This window comes from Cupriavidus sp. GW823-FHT06D04 (assembly GCF_058795055.1).
In genome coordinates, this window is sequence record NZ_JBXAHL010000001.1 from 12,005 (window position 1) to 30,960 (window position 18,956).

Genomic DNA, 18,956 nt, shown 5'->3' on the forward strand with positions numbered 1-18,956 from the left:
ATTTCCTGCTCCCTGCCCTGCTGCGACGCACAAGGCGCTCCGGCCCAGAAACACAAACGCCCCGGCGGGCCGGGGCGTTTGTGATTGCTGCATCGCGCAGCCGGATGAAAAGCCAGCGATCAGCGCTTGGCAACGTCCGGCACGTCGCGGGTAGCTGCGCCAACAAACAGCTGACGCGGACGACCGATCTTGTACTCCGGATCGGTAATCATTTCTTCCCACTGCGAGATCCAGCCCGGGGTACGGGCCAGCGCGAAGATGCAGGTGAACAGCGAGGTCGGGATACCCAGCGCGCGCTGGACGATGCCCGAGTAGAAGTCGACGTTCGGGTACAGCTTGCGGCTGACGAAGTACTCGTCTTCCAGGGCGATCTTTTCCAGTTCCATGGCCAGCTTGAACAGCGGGTCGTTGTGCAGGCCCAGTTCTTCCAGCACTTCATGGCAGGTTTCGCGCATCAGCTTGGCGCGCGGATCGTAGTTCTTGTACACGCGGTGGCCAAAGCCCATCAGGCGCACGCCCGAGTTCTTGTCCTTGACCTGCTTGATGAACTCGTTGATGTTGTCGACGCTGCCGATTTCTTCCAGCATCTTCAGCGCGGCTTCGTTTGCGCCGCCGTGGGCCGGGCCCCACAGGCAGGCCACGCCGGCGGCGATGGCTGCGAACGGGTTGGTGCCCGACGAACCGGCCAGGCGCACGGTCGAGGTCGAGGCATTCTGCTCGTGGTCGGCGTGCAGGATGAAGATGCGGTCCAGCGCACGCTCCAGCACCGGGTTCACGGTGTACGGGGCGCACGGCGTGCCGAACAGCATGCGCAGGAAGTTGCCCGAGTAGGACAGGTCGTTCTGCGGATAGATGTACGGCTGGCCGATGTTGTACTTGTACGCCATGGCGACCATGGTCGGCATCTTGGCGATCAGGCGGATGGCCGAGATCTCGCGCTGGTGCGGATCATCGATGTCCATCGCGTCGTGGTAGAACGCGCTCATGGCACCCACCAGGCCCGTCAGCACGGCCATCGGATGGGCATCGCGGCGGAAACCGCGCATGAAGAACTGCAGCTGCTCATGAACCATGGTGTGGTTCATGACGTGGCCGGTGAATTCATCCTTCTGCTTGGCGTTGGGCAGCTCGCCCTTGAGCAGCAGGTAGCAGACTTCGAGGTGGTTGCACTTCTGCGCCAGCTGCTCGATCGGGTAGCCGCGGTACAGCAGCTCGCCCTTGTCACCGTCGATATAGGTGATCTTGGAATTGCACGAAGCCGTCGACATGAAACCGGGGTCGTAAGTGAACTTACCGGTCTGTCCGTACAGCTTGCGAATGTCGATTACATCCGGGCCAACGGTACCCGTGTAAATCGGCAGCTCAACGCTGGGGGAACCATCGGAGAACGATAGCGTGGCTTTCACATCGGACGGCGTCATGTCGGATCCTTCAAATGCTGTGAATAATAATGTTGACCAAAACTCAGACCGTACGCAGCAGGGTGATCACTCGCTGCATCGGGGGCGTGTCGAGCTCACCGTCCAGTTCCTTGCGCGCAAGGAGCAGGTCCATCAACTCGTTGTCGCTGAGTTCGAACAGCACGCTCAGCGAAGCCACGTCCTCGTCGGACAGGCTCTCCTCGTAACGGTTGAAAAAACGTTCGACGATGATGTCGTTCTCCAGAAGGCCGCGGCGGGCGCGCCAGCGCAGGCGGGCGCGCTTGTGCGGATCGGCCTGATGGGAGAAAGTGGTGGCAGGACTCTCAGTCATGGCTTCCTACTTCCGGCACGCCAACCCGATATAGCCGCTCGGGCTGACGTGCCGCTTACAACTACTGCAGACAGCCGCAGGATCAGACCGCGCGGCGGACCATCAGCTCCTTGATCTTGCCGATGGCCTTGGTCGGGTTCAGACCCTTCGGGCACACATCGACGCAGTTCATGATGCTGTGGCAACGGAACAGGCGGTACGGGTCGTTCAGGTTGTCCAGACGCTCGCTGGTGGCCTGGTCGCGGCTGTCCGCGATGAAGCGGTAAGCCTGCAGCAGGCCGGCGGGGCCGACGAACTTGTCCGGATTCCACCAGAACGACGGGCACGACGTCGAGCAGCTGGCGCAGAGAATGCACTCGTACAGGCCGTCCAGCTCGTCACGCTCTTCCGGCGACTGCAGGCGCTCTTTCTCGGGCGGCGGCTCGTCGTTGATCAGGAACGGCTTGATCGAGTTGTACTGCTTGAAGAAGTTCGTCATGTCGACGATCAGGTCGCGCACCACCGGCAGGCCGGGCAGCGGACGCAGCACGATGCGGTCCGGCAGCTCGCGCATATTGGTCAGGCAGGCCAGGCCGTTCTTGCCGTTGATGTTCATCGCGTCCGAGCCGCACACGCCTTCGCGGCACGAACGGCGGAACGAGATGGTCTCGTCCAGCTTCTTCAGCTTGACCAGCGCGTCCAGCAGCATGCGCTCGTGACCGTCCAGCTCGACCTCGTAGGTCTGCATGCGCGGTGCCGCATCCTTGTCCGGATCGTAGCGGTAGACTTCGAAAATACGCTTCATTTCTGTGGGTCCTGTTATCTCTACGATGCGGTGCTCAGAAGGTACGGGCCTTCGGCGGCACGCTTTCCACCGTCAGCGGTTCCATCTTCACCGGCTTGTAGTCGAGGCGGTTGCCTTCGCTGTAGAACAGCGTGTGCTTGAGCCAGTTCTGGTCATCGCGATTCGGGAAGTCGCTGTGCGCGTGGGCACCGCGCGATTCCTTGCGAGCCGCCGCCGAGATCATGGTGGCCTTGGCCACTTCCACCAGGTTGGCCACTTCCAGGGCTTCCACCAGCGCGGTGTTGAAGACCTTGGACTTGTCCTTCAGGTGGATGTTGTTGGCGCGCTCGGAGACTTCCAGGATGCGCTCGACGCCTTCGTCCATCAGCTTCTGCGTACGGAACACGCCCGCATGCGACTGCATGTTCTTGCGAATGTCGTTGGCGACGTCCTGGGTGTATTCGCCCGAGGTCGTCCCTTGCAGCTTGGCCAGGCGCGACATCGCGAGGTCGGCGGCATCGGCCGGCAGCGGCTTGTGTTCCTTCTGCTTCAGGTTCTGCGCAATGATGTGGTTGCCGGCGGCGCGGCCGAACACCACCAGGTCGAGCAGCGAGTTGGTGCCCAGGCGGTTGGCGCCGTGCACCGACACGCACGAGCATTCGCCGATCGCGTAGAAACCGTTCAGGACTTCGTTCGGGTTGCCGTTCTTCGGCACCACGACCTGGCCGTGATAGTTGGTCGGGATACCGCCCATCTGGTAGTGGATGGTCGGGACCACCGGGATCGGTTCCTTGATCGCGTCGACGTTGGCGAACTTCATGCCGATTTCGCGGATCGACGGCAGGCGCTTCATGATAGTCTCGGCACCGACGTGGGTCAGGTCGAGCAGCACGTAGTCGCCGTTCGGGCCGCAGCCGCGGCCTTCCTTGATTTCCTGGTCCATCGAGCGCGAGACGAAGTCACGCGGCGCCAGGTCCTTCAGCGTCGGGGCATAGCGCTCCATGAAGCGCTCGCCGTCCTTGTTGCGCAGGATACCGCCTTCGCCGCGCACGCCTTCGGTGATCAGCACGCCCGCGCCGGCCACGCCGGTCGGGTGGAACTGCCAGAATTCCATGTCTTCCAGCGGCACGCCTGCGCGCGCTGCCATGCCCAGGCCGTCACCGGTGTTGATGAAGGCGTTGGTGGAAGCGGCGTAGATGCGGCCGGCACCGCCGGTCGCGAACAGCGTGGTCTTGGCCTCGAGGATGTAGACCTCGCCGGTTTCCATTTCCAGCGCGGTCACGCCCAGCACGTCGCCGTCCTGGTCGCGGATCAGGTCCAGCGCCATCCACTCGACGAAGAAGTGGGTCTTGGCGCGCACGTTGCGCTGGTACAGCGTGTGCAGCAGTGCGTGGCCGGTACGGTCAGCCGCGGCGCAGGCGCGCTGCACCGGCTTTTCACCGTAGTTGGCGGTGTGGCCGCCGAACGGACGCTGGTAGATGGTGCCGTCGGGGTTGCGGTCGAACGGCATGCCGAAGTGTTCGAGCTCGTACACGACCTTCGGGGCTTCACGGCACATGAACTCGATGGCGTCCTGGTCACCCAGCCAGTCCGAGCCCTTGATGGTGTCGTAGAAGTGGTAGTGCCAGTTGTCTTCGCTCATGTTCCCCAGCGAAGCGCCGATGCCGCCCTGTGCCGCCACCGTGTGCGAGCGCGTCGGGAACACCTTGGACAGCACGGCCACGTTCAGGCCGGCTTCCGCGAGCTGGAGGGATGCGCGCATCCCGGCGCCGCCAGCACCGACGATGACCACGTCGAAACGGCGACGCGGCAATCCAGTCTTGACTGCGACCATTTATTACACCCTCCAGAGAATCTGAGCAGCGTAGCCCGCGCAACCGACGAGCCACAGAATCGTAAGAACTTGCAGCACGAGGCGCACGGCCATCGGACGCACATAGTCCATCCAGATGTCGCGCACGCCGATCCAGGCGTGATACAGCAGCGACAGGATGGTCAGGAACGTGATGATCTTCATCCACTGGTTGGAGAAGAGCCCTGCCCACGCTTCATACGAAGCGCCGTTCGACAGCAGGAAGGCAATGGCCAGGACCACGGTGAAGACCACCATGATCACGGCCGTGACGCGCTGCGCCAGCCAGTCTTTCAGGCCGTAGTGCGCACCGACGACAAGACGCTTGGGACCGATATTATTTTTTGCCACCTTGATTCTCCTCAGAACAGGCCGAACAGCTTCAGGCCGAAAATCAGGGTAAGCAGCAGGCTCACAACCAGCACGCCAATGGCAGACTTGGCCGAGGCCGGCTTGGAAACGCCGACGTGCACGTCCAGCAGCAGGAAACGGATACCCGCGCAGAAGTGATGCAGATAACCCCAGATCAGGACCAGCAGAACCAGCTTGACGAAGCCGCCGGACAGAAGCGCCGAGAACTTTGCGAAGCTCAGTTCCGAAGTGATGCTCTGCTCAAACAGATACAGGACGAAGGGAAGGAGGAGGAACATCAACGCACCGCTCACGCGATGCAGGATGGATACCTTGCCGGCCCAGGGCAACCGGTAGCGCGCAATTTGCGCGATACCGATATTCCGGTACTCCGGCCTGGCTTGTTTGACGGCTTCAGCCATGCGAGACCCCATTTTGCGGTAAACAAAAAACGAAACTGCCATTGCCCTGCATGCAACGGGATGCATTAGGGCAAATCCATGAGATTTTAGCGCCTTTGTTGCGCGCTGCACCAATAATTTTCAGCTATCAGGCACCAACACGTACCGCCCGACAATCGCACACTAATCACATCCGCCGGCAATCAGGCGCAACCTTCACCCGCGCTGCGCAACAGCCCGCACCGTCATGACGAAAGCCACAATAATCAACGCCAGCGGGCGCATCATGCCATGCGCCGGCGTCAGCTCAGGTCGTTCTGGTAATAGTGCCGCGTAGTCACATACAGGCCGCGGCGCACTTCGACGGGGCGGTCGCCATAGGTGTACGACACCCGCTCGACTGACAGCAGCGGCGAGCCTACCGGGACAGACAGCAACTCGGCCGCCGTTTCATCGGCGGGCACGGCGCGGATCTTCTCCGAGGCGCGGATCATGCGCGTGCCGAACTCGGCCTCGAACAATGCATACATGGGGCCCTTCCACTCGGTCAGCTTTTCAGCGGTGAGGCCCTTGAAGTTGGCGCCGAGCAGCCAGATTTCGTCCAGCACGGTCGACTCGCCCGAGAAATTCAGCACGCGGCGGATCTGCACCACGCTGTCGCCGGTGCGGATGTCGAGCAGCCGGGCAATTTCGGCGGGGGCGCGCAGGCGCTTGCATTCCAGCACGCGGCTGGCGCCATAATGGGGTTCGCCTTCGTCGGGGACGAGGCGCAGGAAGCGGAACTTGACCACGTCTTCATGGTGCGTGGTCACGAAGGTGCCCTTGCCCTGCCGGCGCGCCACCAGGTTCTCGGCGGCGAGTTCGTCGATGGCCTTGCGCACCGTGCCCTGGCTGACCTTGTAGCGGGAGGCCAGCTCCATTTCGCTGGGGATCATCTCGCCGGGCTTCCATTCGCCGGATTGCAGGCTGCGCGTGATCAGCGCCTTGATCTGCTGGTAGAGCGGGCTGAAGGTAGGCGACGGCACGGACTGCAGACCAGAGGTGGGGCCAGATTGCGGGGCCGCGTGCGGCACAGGCGCGGGCGGCGAAGAAGGCGGCTGCGTCCCGGCGCCAGGCGTGGCGGCGCCAGATTCCGGCGCGCCGGGTGCGGCTGCGCCGGTCAGGGACGTAGGCAGGGAGGACATAGCGGGATTTCACCACAAAAGGGCAAGATACGTCCAGCCTTACGTTAATTGTCTTATGTCTTATATAAGACATATGAATTGACATCGTGAGAGGCCCGACCTACACTCGCGCTGGTCCACGCCCGCGATGGCCCTCCCAGGCGCGCCAGCAGCAGCCAGGATACCGGACGGCAGTGCTCCGGTCTGGAAATGGCGCCTCGCTTCGCAGTAGACTAACGCTTTGTTGCATCACCATGACCCGTTGTGGCTCTCCTCACCGGTTCCGCCCCGTGGCCCCGCCACCTGGCTCCGGCGGACGGCCGCTCCCCGCTGTGGCGACAACCAGCACCCGGTGACCCGCCGCGCCCCTTGTTACGGCAACGGCATGCCACCGACCGGCTTCCCCCCTTCTATCGTTTGGAGATTTACTCATGGCTAAAGCCCCAATGCGCGTCGCAGTGACCGGCGCCGCTGGCCAGATCGGCTACTCCCTGCTGTTCCGCATCGCCAATGGCGACATGCTGGGCAAAGACCAGCCGGTCATCCTCCAACTGCTCGACCTCCCGCAAGCCCAGCAAGCCGTCAAGGGCGTGGTGATGGAACTGGAAGACTGCGCATTCCCGCTGCTGGCCGGCGTGGTCATCACCGACGACCCCAAGGTTGCCTTCAAGGACGCCGACGTGGCCCTGCTGGTTGGCGCCCGTCCGCGCAGCAAGGGCATGGAGCGCAAGGACCTGCTCGAAGCCAATGCCCAGATCTTCACGGTGCAGGGCAAGGCGCTGGACGAAGTCGCCAGCCGCAACGTCAAGGTGCTGGTGGTCGGCAACCCGGCCAACACCAACGCCTACATCGCCATGAAGTCGGCCCCGAACCTGCCGCGCGAGAACTTTACCGCGATGCTGCGCCTGGACCACAACCGTGCCCTGTCGCAAATCGCCGCCAAGACCGGCAAGCCGGTGTCGTCGATCGAGAAGCTGTTCGTGTGGGGCAACCACAGCCCGACCATGTACGCCGACTACCGCTATGCCACCGTCGACGGCAAGAGCGTCAAGGACCTGATCAACGACCCGGTGTGGAACAATGACGTGTTCCTGCCGACCGTCGGCAAGCGCGGCGCCGCCATCATCGAAGCGCGTGGCCTGTCGTCGGCGGCTTCGGCCGCCAACGCTGCCATCGACCACGTGCGCGACTGGGTGCTGGGCACCAACGGCAAGGTCGTCACCATGGGCATCCCGTCGAACGGTGAGTACGGCATCCCGGCCGACACCATGTTCGGCTACCCGGTGACCACCGCCAACGGCAAGTACGAGATCGTCAAGGGTCTGGAGATCGACGCCTACAGCCAGGAAAAGATCAATATCACCCTGAACGAACTGGAAGAAGAAAAGGCCGGCGTGCAGCACCTGCTGGGCTGATCCTCCGATCGCTCGAGGAAAGACCGGGGTTCCGCAACGATTCACGAATCAGCGCGGACCCCGGTTTTTTAATATCCAGGGGCTACGATGGCCCCTGCTCTCCCCCGTCAACCCAAATCTATCCGAATCAACGTGCATCCTTCCGAGGTCTTGTTCCAGGGCGAAGCCATCCCGGTCCAGTTGCCGGTGTGTGACCACTACGCGGGCAGCGAAAAGCTGATGCGCAAATCGCTTGCCCTGCAACAAGAGCTTGGCCCGGTCTTCGACATCACCTTCGACTGCGAGGACGGCGCCGCCGTCGGCCGTGAGCGCGAGCATGCCGAGCTGTGCGCGCAGCTGGTCAACAGCCCGCTCAATGCCCACAACCGCGTCGGCGTGCGCATCCATGACCCGGCCCACCCGAGCTGGCGCGAAGACGTCGACGTGCTGGTGCGTGCAGCCGGCGCGCGCCTGGCCTATGTGGTGGTGCCCAAGGTCACCGACGTGGTCGAGGTCGCGCGCGTGACCGATCACGTCAACCAGGTGGCGCGCAATGCCGGCATCGCCCGGCATATCCCGATCCATGTGCTGGTCGAGACCCACGCCGCGCTGGAACAGGCCTTCGATATTGCCGCGCTGGTGCAGGTGGAATGCCTGAGCTTCGGCCTGATGGACTTTGTCTCGGCCCATCATGGCGCCATCCCGGGCGAAGCCATGCGCTCGCCGCAGCAGTTCGAACACCCGCTGATCCGCCGCGCCATGCTGGAGATTTCTGCCGCCTGCCACCGCCACGGCAAGGTGCCGTCGCACAACGTCAGCACCGACGTGCAGGCGCCGCAGCGCGCCGGCGACGATGCGCTGCGCGCGCGCAGCGAGTTCGGCTACCTGCGCAAGTGGAGCATCCATCCGGGACAGATCGCACCGATCGTGGCGGCGTTCCGCCCGGGCGCCGACGAAATCGGCGCGGCCAGCCAGATCCTGCTGGCGGCGCACGAGAACAACTGGGCCCCGATCCGCCACGACGGCCAGTTGCACGACCGCGCCAGCTACCGCTACTACTGGTCGCTGCTGCAGCGCGCGCAGGCCACCGGCACGCCGCTGCCGGCCAATGTGGAAGCGCTGTTCTTCGCCTGAAGCGATACCCATACCAAAAACCAATCAGGGCAGCGCCCAAGGAGACACGGATGTCCGCCTCGAAGTTCGCCGCACCCGCCGCCGCACCCGACGCCACGGGCAGCGAGCCAGCCGCGCCCCGGGTCAAGAAATCCGTCGCCCTGTCGGGCGTGACCGCCGGCAATACCGCGCTGTGCACCGTCGGCCGCACCGGCAACGACCTGCACTACCGCGGCTACGACATCCTCGACATCGCCGAGACCTGCGAGTTCGAGGAGATCGCCCACCTGCTGGTGCACGGCAAGCTGCCGACCAAATCCGAACTGGCCGCCTACAAGGCCAAGCTCAAGAGCCTGCGCGGCCTGCCCGCCAATGTGAAGGCCGCGCTCGAATGGGTGCCCGCCAGCGCCCACCCGATGGACGTGATGCGCACCGGCGTGTCGGTGCTGGGCACCGTGCTGCCGGAGAAGGAAGACCACAACACCCCGGGCGCGCGCGACATCGCCGACCGCCTGATGGCCAGCCTGGGCTCGATGCTGCTGTACTGGTATCACTACAGCCACAATGGCAAGCGCATCGAAGTCGAAACCGACGATGACTCCATCGGTGGCCACTTCCTGCACCTGCTGCACGGCGAGAAGCCGTCGGCACTGTGGGAGCGCGCCATGAACACCTCGCTGAACCTGTACGCCGAGCACGAGTTCAACGCCTCGACCTTCGCCGCCCGCGTGATCGCCGGCACGGGTTCGGACATGTATTCGTCGATCAGCGGCGCCATCGGCGCGCTGCGCGGCCCCAAGCACGGCGGCGCCAACGAGGTCGCGTTCGAGATCCAGAAGCGCTACGACAACCCGGACGAGGCCCAGGCCGACATCACCCGCCGCGTCGAGAACAAGGAAGTTGTGATCGGCTTCGGCCACCCGGTGTACACCACCGGCGACCCGCGCAACCAGGTGATCAAGGAAGTGGCGAAGAAGCTGTCGAAGGATGCCGGCTCGATGAAGATGTTCGACATCGCCGAGCGCCTGGAAACGGTGATGTGGGACATCAAGAAGATGTTCCCGAACCTGGACTGGTTCAGCGCGGTGAGCTACCACATGATGGGCGTGCCGACAGCGATGTTCACGCCGCTGTTTGTGATCGCGCGTACCTCGGGCTGGGCCGCGCACATTATCGAGCAGCGCATCGACAACAAGATCATCCGCCCGAGTGCCAACTACACCGGCCCGGAAAACCTGAAGTTTGTGCCGATTGGCAAGCGCAAGTGAAGCCGGGCCAACTAGCCCCCTTCGATAATGTAACCAAAGACCAGAGCACTACGCCGCCCTGGGCAAATCGTAGAGAATAGCGGCGGAATTTGTCCCGGCGCCGCCCGATTTGACGGCGGCGAATGAAACATAAACCGATTTCAGTATCCGAAAGGCACTCACAAAATGAAACATCTTGTCCTTGCCGCCTGCATCGGCGCATTCAGCCTGACCACCGCGACCGCCGTGATGGCACAGGAACCTGCCAAGAAGACCACCACCAAGAAGGCTTCGAGCAAGAAGAAGGCAGCTGCCGGGACCGCCGCGGCGGCCGGCGCTGCTGCCGCGGTCACGCCGAACGGCGAAAAATGGCAGTGTGAACTGGGCAACAATCTGTATATCGCCGGCGACATGCTGCGCGACGAGGTCCTGACCGTGCACTGGCAAGGCCGCGACTACAAGCTGCCGCGCCAGCCCACGGTGACCGGCGCCGACCGCTACTACGACGCCCGCACCGGCCTGGACCTGGTGGTGATCCCGAGCAAGGCCATGCTGTTCAACAAGAACCTGGGCCAGCGCCTGGCCGACGACTGCCAGAGCGCCGCCATGCAGGCCGGCGCCGCAGCCCCGACCCAGGCCGGCGGCCTGCGCGCCCCGGCCACCACCCCGCTGCTGGTCACGCCCCCGGGCGGCCCGACGCAGGTGCCGGAAGGCGTCCAGCAATCCGCAGCGCCCAAGCAGTAAGTCCGTACCGGGGCGCTGGCGGCCGCTGAATTCCGGCCGCCAGCGCCCTTTTTTGCCTTGCCGGGCGGTCAATCCCGGGCGGGCATGCTGTGGGGCCGGTGTCGTTGCGGCCAGCGGGATGCCGAGCCGGGTGGCGCCAAAGCCGCGCGGCGGTTAGAGTATGCAGTTGCAGTGCGCTGCCGGCCTCGGACCGCGGTCAAATGCCGCGGCAGCGCACCGGGGTCTTGATTCAGGTCCGAGCCAAATGCCATCGCATCATCCTTCGATCGGAGTACGGCAATGCCCCACAACCTCAAGAACACGCTAAAAGAATTCAAGATCGGCTCTTCCGGCAAGGGCCAGTATTACTCCCTGCCCCAGTTGGGCGAGGAGCTGGACGTGGCAATCGGGCGCCTGCCGGTGTCGATCCGCGTGGTGCTGGAATCGGTGCTGCGCAACTGCGACGGCAAGAAGGTCACCGAAGAGCACGTCAGGCAACTGGCCAGCTGGAAGCCGAACGCCGAGCGCGTCGACGAGATTCCCTTCGTGGTGGCCCGCGTGGTCTTGCAGGACTTTACCGGCGTGCCGCTGCTGGCCGACCTGGCCGCGATGCGCAACGTCGCCGAGAAGATGGGCAAGAACCCCAAGAAGATCGAGCCGCTGGTGCCGGTGGACCTGGTGGTCGACCACTCGGTGCAGGTCGACCATTTCCGCGAAAAGAAGGCGCTGGACCTGAACATGCAGCTGGAATTCCAGCGCAACAACGAGCGCTACCAGTTCATGAAGTGGGGCATGCAGGCGTTCGATACCTTCGGCGTGGTGCAGCCGGGCTTCGGCATCGTGCATCAGGTCAACCTGGAATACCTGGCCCGTGGCGTGCACAAGAAAGACGGCGTCTACTACCCGGACACTCTGGTCGGCACTGACTCGCACACCACTATGATCAACGGCATCGGCGTGGTGGGCTGGGGCGTCGGCGGCATCGAGGCCGAGGCCGGCATGCTGGGCCAGCCGGTCTATTTCCTGACGCCGGACGTGGTTGGCGTGGAACTGAAGGGCCGCCTGCGCGAAGGCGTCACCGCCACCGACCTGGTGCTGACCATCACCGAGATGCTGCGCAAGGAAAAGGTCGTTGGCAAGTTCGTCGAGTTCTTCGGCGAAGGCACCGCTAGCCTGGCCCTGCCCGACCGCGCCACCATCGGCAACATGGCGCCGGAATACGGCGCCACCATGGGCTTCTTCCCGGTGGACGAGAAGACCATCGACTACTTCAAGGGCACCGGCCGCACCGAAGAGGAAATCGCCGCGTTCGAGGGCTATTTCCGCGCACAGAAGATGTTCGGCATTCCCAAGGCCGGCGAGATCGACTACAGCAAGGTGGTGACGCTGGACCTGGGCACGGTGGCGCCGTCGCTGGCGGGCCCGAAGCGCCCGCAGGACCGCATCGAGATCGGCAACGTCAAGAGCACCTTCGCCTCGCTGTTCAGCAAGCCGGTGGCCGAGAACGGCTTCAACAAGGAGGCGGCCGACCTAGACCGCGCCTACACCACCACCGACGGCCTCGAGGTGAAGAACGGCGACGTGCTGATCGCCGCGATCACGTCCTGCACCAACACCTCCAACCCGAGCGTGCTGCTGGGCGCCGGCCTGCTGGCCAAGAAGGCGGTGGAAGCCGGCCTGACAGTGGCGCCGCACATCAAGACCTCGCTGGCCCCGGGCAGCCGCGTGGTGACGGAATACCTGACGGCCGCCGGCCTGCTTCCCTACCTGGAAAAGCTGGGCTTCGGCGTGACCGCCTATGGCTGCACCACCTGCATCGGCAACGCCGGCGACCTGACGCCCGAGCTGAACGAGGCCATCACCAAGAACGACCTCGTGGCCGCTGCCGTGCTGTCGGGCAACCGCAATTTCGAAGCCCGCATCCACCCGAACATCCGCGCCAACTTCCTGGCCTCGCCGCCGCTGGTGGTAGCCTACGCCATCGCCGGCAATGTCACGCGCGACCTGATGACCGAGCCCGTGGGCAAGGGCAAGAAGGGCCGCGACATCTACCTGGGCGATATCTGGCCGACCTCGGAAGAAATCCACGCACTGATGAAGTACGCGATGGATGCCAAGACCTTCAAGGGCAACTACGAACAGGTCAAGAAGCCGAGCAAGCTGTGGGCCGGCATCAAGGGCACCAAGGGCCAGGTGTACGACTGGCCCAAGTCGACGTACATCGCCGAGCCGCCCTTCTTCCAGGACTTCAGCATGCAGCCCGCCGCCACCAGCGCCAGCGTGCGCGGGGCGCGTGCGCTGGGCATCTTCGGGGATTCGGTGACGACCGACCACATCTCTCCGGCCGGTTCGATCAAGGACACCTCGCCCGCGGGCAAATACCTGCTGTCGCACGGCGTGCTGAAGGCCGACTTCAACAGCTACGGTTCGCGCCGCGGCAACCATGAAGTCATGATGCGCGGCACCTTCGCCAACGTGCGCATCAAGAACCTGATGATCCCGCCCAAGGCCGACGGCTCGCGCGTGGAAGGCGGCATCACGCTGCACCAGCCCACTGGCGACGAAATGTCGATCTACGATGCCGCCATGAAGTACGTTGCCGAGGGCACGCCCACGGTGGTGTTTGGCGGCGAAGAGTACGGCACTGGCTCGTCGCGCGACTGGGCCGCCAAGGGCACGCAGCTGCTGGGCGTGAAGGCCGTGGTGGCACGCAGCTTCGAGCGCATCCACCGCTCCAACCTGGTCGGCATGGGCGTGCTGCCGCTGCAGTTCAAGGGCAATGACAGTGCGCAGACGCTGGGCATCACCGGCAACGAGACCTTCGACATTGAAGGGATCGAGGGCGACCTGAAGCCGCAGCAGGACGTGGTGCTGGTGATCCGTCGAGCCAATGGCGACGAGCAGCGCGTGCCGGTGCTGCTGCGCATCGATACGCCGATCGAGGTCGACTACTACAACCACGGCGGCATCCTGCCGTTCGTGTTGCGCCAGCTGCTGGCCGCCTGAGATCCACCTGAGGCGCCCGCAGCCTGCCAAGGCTGACGCCGCCTGCCTGGCCCCGTTGCGGGGCCCAGGCAGGCGGCGTTTTTCATTGGTGTCCTGCGCCCCTTGCATCACCCCGAACGAAGTCGGGCGCGTGTAAGTTCCACGCAAGCCAGTACTGCCACACTGTGTTCCACAAGAACAGCGGTCGCACGACCGGAAGCCGGGTCCGCCCCGCATCATCCAGAATCAGGAGACACCATGGTTAAGATCCTTATCGCATTCGTCGTGGTTGCCGGCGCGGCCCTCTACCTGCTGACCAAGGGCGGCAGCGACGTTTCCATGTCCGGCGAGTCGCACAGCGTCGAGAGCCACGCGCCCGCGGCCCCTGGCGCCGCTCCGGCCCAGAAATAAGCCGCACGCCCGGGCGCGTCCGCACAGGCTGCACGCATATAGCGGCCTGCGTGTCAACGCAACGAGTAGAATACCGTTTTACGCATAAACGGACGGTTTCTTTCTATGGCAGGTTTTCGCCCCAAGGCTTCCCCACGACTCTCCCCTGACGCCGAGCGTCTGGTGGCCGATGCGCTCGCCCTCGACGCTTCGGGCAGCCGCATGGAGGACGCGTACTGGGAACGGCGGCTCTCGCAGCGCCTGGGCCGCCTGCTGAAGAACGGGAGCCAGACCGCGCTCGACGCGGCGCTGGAACACCTGTTCAAGCACAATGCAGACGCCTCCGACGTACTGGCCGAGCAGGCCGAGACGCTCGCCGAATCCGCCACCATCGAGGTCGACGGCCAGCGCTATGACGCGCTGCTGATTGCCGCCCCGATCCTGGCGCACACGCGCTACGCGATTCCCTCCGGCTCGCTCAAGCCGGAGCTGGCGCAGACGCTGGCGGTGCACCTGCAGGCACATGTGCTGGCCACCGGCACCAAGGTCTCGCTGTCGCCCTACCTCTACAGCATCGACCAGCTGCCGCGCACGCACAGCGACACCTTTGCGCTCACGCACAAGCTGGCCGCGGCCGCCCTGGCCGGCACGGTACCCAAGGTCGACCTGCGCGACCTGCCCGAGACCGCGCCGATCCTGGCCGATCCGCGCTACCTGCTGGCCGTGGTGGTGGCCCCGCACGAGCAGGCGCTGTTCCGCTGGCAGGAAGACGCCAAGGATCACCACGCCGAGCGCTCGACCTGCCTCGACCAATGGCGCACCCAGGTGCAGCCGTCGGTGGCGCTGCTGCTGCCGGGCTGCGAGTTCGAGCTGCTGCTGCCTGACGCCTTCTTCCTGTCCTGCCGCGAGTCCGACAAGAGCATCCGCCCGCTGACCGTGCGCGCCGCGGTCAACTACCTGTGCGGCACCCTCGACATCTCCGCCGGCCAGCTGGCCGCCGTGGTGGCTGCCTTCGGCGAGGAAGTGGTCGAGGAATACCGCGTGGGCTTCACCATGCGCGGCGAGAAGGATGTGATCTACGGCATTGTGTGGCCGGTCTACGGCCGCGAAGCCGGCGAGGTCGATGCCGACGAAAAGGGCAACCCGCTCGAGCAGATCTGCGAGGAACTGCGCAACGCCGGCGTGGAAGACATCTTCCGCCACGCCGCGCTGTTCGATCCGGAATACTGCGAGGACTGCGGCACGCCGCTGTACGCGGACCGCAACGGCGAGATCGTGCACGCCGAACTGCCCGAGGACGCGCCGACGCAGCAGCCGCTGTTCCACTGACGCATCCGGCTGCGCCAGGCAAAAAGACGGCCCGCATGCGCGGGCCGTTTCTCATTGGCGAGCCGCTCAGGCGGGCTTGCGCTCGCTGACGCAGCGCCACAAGCCATGGCCCGATGCGCCGTACTTGCGCTCGAACGGCGTCATCGGCTGCGCCGGCGCCCACGCCTCTACCTGCGCCGGGCGCCCGACCAGCGCCAGCGCCTGGACAAACTCATCGATATAGATGCGCCAGTTGCTGCGGCACTCCAAGTAGTCGCCGCAGGCAGCCAGCGCCGGGAACACCGCATGGCCCTGCCAGCGCCGCCCCAGGTGGCCGATCTTGGGCCACGGGTTCGGGTACAGCACGTAGTGGCGCGCCACCGGCACGGCCTCGGCCTGCAGCAGGCGCCAGGCATCGACCAGGTCGGCCCGCGCCCAGCAGAAGTTGGCGGGCATCGGCGCCTCGCCCCACCAGTCCTTGCCGGCGGCCAGGCGCTTCTCGGACTGGTCGATGCCGATCACGAAGTGGTCCGGGAACGCCGTCGCCAGCCGCAGCGTGCTTTCGCCCACGCCGCAGCCCGCATCCAGGATCAGCGGCGCGCCGCCGGCCTGCTGCCAGCTTTGCAGCGCCGCGCCGAGCTCGCGCCGGCTGGCTTTGCCGATGGGCTTGCGGAACGGCTCGGCCAGGTGGCGCGCGACGCGCGCGGCCAGGTGTTCGTGGACATCGGACTGGGCCGAGACAATGGTGCGGGAATTGGCAAACATGGGCGCCATTCTAACGGCGCCGCCCCGCATCGGCTTGGCAGCCCGCGCCAAAGGCTGCAACCAAGCCACTTTAGCGGCACAATGCGGGACAAACCCGCCTGAGAACCCGGCCGCGTCCGCGCGGACCCGTACGAGGAGCCAGCCAGATGACACCGACCCACGCCCTGCCGCCGCAACGTCCGCCCCGCCGCCCTGCCCGCCGCGCCGTGCTCCATGCCGCCACCGCGCTGGTGCTGGCCAGCGCCGCCTTCACGCTGCTGCCGGCGGGAGCCGCCCACGCCGAAGACCTGCGCATCGGCCTGGCGGCCGACGTGACCTCGATGGACCCGCACTGGAACAATTCCGGCCCCAACAACGCCATCGCGCTGCATGTGTTCGAGTCGCTGGTGTTCATGGACAAGAATGCGCGCTACATCCCCGGCCTGGCGCTGTCGTGGAAGCCGGTCAACGCCATCACCTGGGAGATCAAGCTGCGCCCCAACGTGAAGTGGCACGACGGCTCGCCCTTTACCAGCGAGGACGTCAAGGCCTCGCTGGAGCGCCCGGAGAAGCTGGTCAACAGCCCGGGCTCGTTCACCAGCTACACCAAGCCGATCGCGCGCATCGACACGCCCGACCCGCTGACGGTGCGCCTGACCATGAGCGTGCCCAATTACGCCAACCTGGCCAACGACCTGAACAGCGTGCCGATCATGCCGAAGAAGGTCGCCGCCACGCTGACGCAGGCGGACTTTGATTCGGGCAAAGTCATGATCGGCACCGGCCCGTTCAAGTTCGTGCGCTTTGCGCGCGGGCAGGAAATCGTGATGGAGCGCAACCCCAACTACTGGGGCCCCAAGCCCGAGTGGGACCGCGCCATCTTCCGCATCATCACTGACAACGGCGCGCGTTCGTCCGCGCTGCTGGCTGGCGATGTCGACGTGATCGAGAGCGTACCGTCGGCCGACGTCGCCAAGCTAAAGCAGAACCCGAAGTTCAAGATCGAGCAGCAGGTGTCGTGGCGCACCATCTTCTGGCAAATGGAGCAGTCGCGCGACAACCCGCCCTTTGTCACCGACAAGGCCGGCAAGCCGCTGGGCAAGAACCCGTTCAAGGATGCGCGCGTGCGCGCCGCAATCAGCAAGTCGCTGAACCGCGACGCCATCGTCAGCCGCATCATGGAAGGGCTGGCGGTGCCGGCCTCGTCGATCGTCTCGCCGCAGATCTTCGGGCATCCCGGCACCAAGCCTGAAGCCTATGACCCGGAAGGCGCGAAAAAGCTGCTGGCCGCCGCAGGCTACCCCGATGGCTTCGGCCTGACGCTGCACGCCACCAACAACCGTTACCTGAACGACGCCGCGGTGGCGCAGGCCACCGCCAGCATGCTGACGCGCATCGGCATCCAGACCAAGGTGGAGACGTTGCCGGTGGCGGCCTACTTCACGCGCGCACGCCAGGGCGAGTTCGCCTTCCAGATGCTGGGCTGGGGTTCGGCCGCGGCTGACGTGGCACTGCGCTCGATTACCGGCACGCCCAACCCCAAGACCGGCTATGGCACCTGGAACTGGGGCAAGTACAGCAACCCCCAACTGGACCAGCTGATCGAGAAGTCGCTGACCACCGTCAGCAGCGACAAGGCCCGCGAAGAGAATGCCCGCATCGCGGCCAAATTTGCGCTGGCCGACCACGCGATCATTCCGTCGCACAGCCAGCTGGCGATGTGGGCGATGAAGAAGGGACTGAAGTACGAGGCGCGCACCGACGAGTGGTCGCTGGCGCAGTTCTTCCACAAGGAGTGAGTGCGGCGCTGCCTGCAGCCGCTCTCCCGCGCAGCGGGAGAGCGGCAGTTCCTCAGATCTTCAACTGCTCTTCCTGCCGCACATTCGCCGCGCGCAGTTTCTGCACCCAGTCGCGCGCCGGCAGGCCGGTGGTCTTTTCCACCACCTCGGCACGCCCCTCCAGCGCTTCCCACGACACATCAATATCCGGCCCGTTGAAGGCCATCGCGATGATGTTGCCGTCATGCACTTCCGGGAACACCAGCACGCGGTTGTCAAAGGCATCGCAGATGCGTTCGATATTCTTCGGAAAGCTGTCGTGGTCGCCGAACAGGTTGATGGTCATCACCCCGGGTGCCTTCAGCGTGCGGCGGCAGGCTCGGTAGAACGCGGTGGTGTCCAGCACCGGGCCGCGCGCGGTGGCGTCGTACAGGTCCACCTGCAGCACGTCGATGGCGCTGGCGTGGGTGCCGTCCATGACGTAGTCCCAGGCATCCTGCTCGCGCACGGTCAGGCGCGCATCGTCCTCGCGCAGGCCGAACATGCTGCGCCCGGCGATGATCACCGCGGGGTTCAGCTCCACCGCAGTCACGCGCGCTTGGCTGAACTGGCGGTGGCAGAACTTGGTCAGCGCCGCGGCTCCCAAGCCAAGCTGGACCACGTGGAATTCTTCAACGGAAGGCGACAGGAACAGCAGCCAGGCCATCATCTGCTGCGCGTATTCCAGCTCGATCGCATCGGGCTTGCGCAGGCGCATCGCGCCCTGCACCCACTCGGTGCCGAAGTGCAGGTAGCGCACCCCTTCCATTTCCGAGAAGGTCACCGGCGCGAAGCGCGGCGTCATGCGCTTTTCTTCGCGTGCCGGCGCCTCGCCACGGCTGCGGGTGCCACGTGCCGGACGGCGCGAGGCCACGGCTTCAATCGATTTGCGTTTCAGTAGGGTCATGTTGTCGAGAAAGGCGTTCAGCACCCGTTCCAGCATGGATGGGGAC

At 64.9% G+C, this 18,956-nt stretch carries 17 protein-coding genes; 8 read left to right on the forward strand and 9 right to left on the reverse strand.

The window, feature by feature from the left end:
- Positions 1 to 119: 119 nt before the first annotated feature.
- The 7 genes from gltA to AC1Q7H_RS00090 all read right to left on the reverse strand — a co-directional run bounded on the left by gltA (position 120) and on the right by AC1Q7H_RS00090 (position 6,303).
- A complete protein-coding gene (gene gltA / locus AC1Q7H_RS00060) occupies positions 120 to 1,421 on the reverse strand; it encodes a citrate synthase (RefSeq protein WP_013957422.1) in 1,302 nt (433 codons plus the stop codon).
- 43 nt (positions 1,422 to 1,464) lie between these two features.
- Positions 1,465 to 1,752 (reverse strand): FAD assembly factor SdhE, encoded by a 288-nt coding sequence (locus tag AC1Q7H_RS00065; protein WP_013957423.1) that lies wholly within the window; start codon positions 1,750 to 1,752, stop codon positions 1,465 to 1,467.
- An 82-nt stretch (positions 1,753 to 1,834) separates the two neighbouring features.
- Positions 1,835 to 2,536, reverse strand: a complete 702-nt coding sequence (locus AC1Q7H_RS00070; RefSeq protein ID WP_011298473.1) for a succinate dehydrogenase iron-sulfur subunit — start codon at positions 2,534 to 2,536, stop codon at positions 1,835 to 1,837.
- A 34-nt stretch (positions 2,537 to 2,570) separates the two neighbouring features.
- The gene (gene sdhA / locus AC1Q7H_RS00075; protein ID WP_013957424.1) at positions 2,571 to 4,349 is read right to left on the reverse strand and encodes a succinate dehydrogenase flavoprotein subunit; all 1,779 of its coding nucleotides are present in this window, start codon (positions 4,347 to 4,349) and stop codon (positions 2,571 to 2,573) included.
- A gap of 3 nt (positions 4,350 to 4,352) precedes the next feature.
- Positions 4,353 to 4,718, reverse strand: a complete 366-nt coding sequence (gene sdhD, locus AC1Q7H_RS00080) for a succinate dehydrogenase, hydrophobic membrane anchor protein (RefSeq protein ID WP_211979977.1) — start codon at positions 4,716 to 4,718, stop codon at positions 4,353 to 4,355.
- 11 nt (positions 4,719 to 4,729) lie between these two features.
- Positions 4,730 to 5,140 carry a succinate dehydrogenase, cytochrome b556 subunit gene (gene sdhC / locus AC1Q7H_RS00085; protein WP_010814616.1) on the reverse strand — a complete coding sequence of 137 codons (411 nt, stop codon included), beginning with the start codon at positions 5,138 to 5,140 and terminating at the stop codon, positions 4,730 to 4,732.
- Between the two features lie 281 nt (positions 5,141 to 5,421).
- Positions 5,422 to 6,303 carry a GntR family transcriptional regulator gene (locus AC1Q7H_RS00090; RefSeq protein ID WP_211979978.1) on the reverse strand — a complete coding sequence of 294 codons (882 nt, stop codon included), beginning with the start codon at positions 6,301 to 6,303 and terminating at the stop codon, positions 5,422 to 5,424.
- A 410-nt stretch (positions 6,304 to 6,713) separates the two neighbouring features.
- Between AC1Q7H_RS00090 and AC1Q7H_RS00095 the strand changes: the two genes are divergently transcribed.
- The 7 genes from AC1Q7H_RS00095 (at position 6,714) to AC1Q7H_RS00125 (ending at position 15,463) form a co-directional block, all read left to right on the forward strand.
- Entirely contained in the window at positions 6,714 to 7,697 is a 984-nt protein-coding gene (locus AC1Q7H_RS00095; protein WP_010814614.1) for a malate dehydrogenase, read from the forward strand.
- Between the two features lie 132 nt (positions 7,698 to 7,829).
- Positions 7,830 to 8,810: an HpcH/HpaI aldolase/citrate lyase family protein gene (locus tag AC1Q7H_RS00100; protein WP_211979979.1), complete on the forward strand. Its 981-nt coding sequence runs from the start codon at positions 7,830 to 7,832 to the stop codon at positions 8,808 to 8,810.
- Between the two features lie 50 nt (positions 8,811 to 8,860).
- Positions 8,861 to 10,057, forward strand: coding sequence for a bifunctional 2-methylcitrate synthase/citrate synthase (prpC, locus tag AC1Q7H_RS00105; protein ID WP_013957427.1), 1,197 nt, complete (start codon positions 8,861 to 8,863; stop codon positions 10,055 to 10,057).
- A gap of 165 nt (positions 10,058 to 10,222) precedes the next feature.
- Positions 10,223 to 10,780: a hypothetical protein gene (locus AC1Q7H_RS00110; protein WP_211979981.1), complete on the forward strand. Its 558-nt coding sequence runs from the start codon at positions 10,223 to 10,225 to the stop codon at positions 10,778 to 10,780.
- A 279-nt stretch (positions 10,781 to 11,059) separates the two neighbouring features.
- Positions 11,060 to 13,765, forward strand: coding sequence for an aconitate hydratase AcnA (gene acnA / locus AC1Q7H_RS00115; RefSeq protein ID WP_211979982.1), 2,706 nt, complete (start codon positions 11,060 to 11,062; stop codon positions 13,763 to 13,765).
- A 237-nt stretch (positions 13,766 to 14,002) separates the two neighbouring features.
- Positions 14,003 to 14,155, forward strand: a complete 153-nt coding sequence (locus tag AC1Q7H_RS00120) for a hypothetical protein (RefSeq protein WP_013957430.1) — start codon at positions 14,003 to 14,005, stop codon at positions 14,153 to 14,155.
- Positions 14,156 to 14,260: 105 nt separating this feature from the next.
- Positions 14,261 to 15,463 (forward strand): DUF2863 family protein, encoded by a 1,203-nt coding sequence (locus AC1Q7H_RS00125; protein WP_013957431.1) that lies wholly within the window; start codon positions 14,261 to 14,263, stop codon positions 15,461 to 15,463.
- Between the two features lie 66 nt (positions 15,464 to 15,529).
- Here the strand turns inward: AC1Q7H_RS00125 and trmB are convergent, their stop codons facing one another.
- A complete protein-coding gene (gene trmB / locus AC1Q7H_RS00130; protein ID WP_492380805.1) occupies positions 15,530 to 16,216 on the reverse strand; it encodes a tRNA (guanine(46)-N(7))-methyltransferase TrmB in 687 nt (228 codons plus the stop codon).
- Positions 16,217 to 16,353: 137 nt separating this feature from the next.
- Between trmB and AC1Q7H_RS00135 the strand changes: the two genes are divergently transcribed.
- Positions 16,354 to 17,985 carry an ABC transporter substrate-binding protein gene (locus AC1Q7H_RS00135; protein WP_211979984.1) on the forward strand — a complete coding sequence of 544 codons (1,632 nt, stop codon included), beginning with the start codon at positions 16,354 to 16,356 and terminating at the stop codon, positions 17,983 to 17,985.
- Positions 17,986 to 18,037: 52 nt separating this feature from the next.
- Here the strand turns inward: AC1Q7H_RS00135 and AC1Q7H_RS00140 are convergent, their stop codons facing one another.
- Positions 18,038 to 18,910, reverse strand: coding sequence for a class I SAM-dependent methyltransferase (locus AC1Q7H_RS00140; RefSeq protein WP_211982292.1), 873 nt, complete (start codon positions 18,908 to 18,910; stop codon positions 18,038 to 18,040).
- Positions 18,911 to 18,956 lie beyond the last annotated feature (46 nt).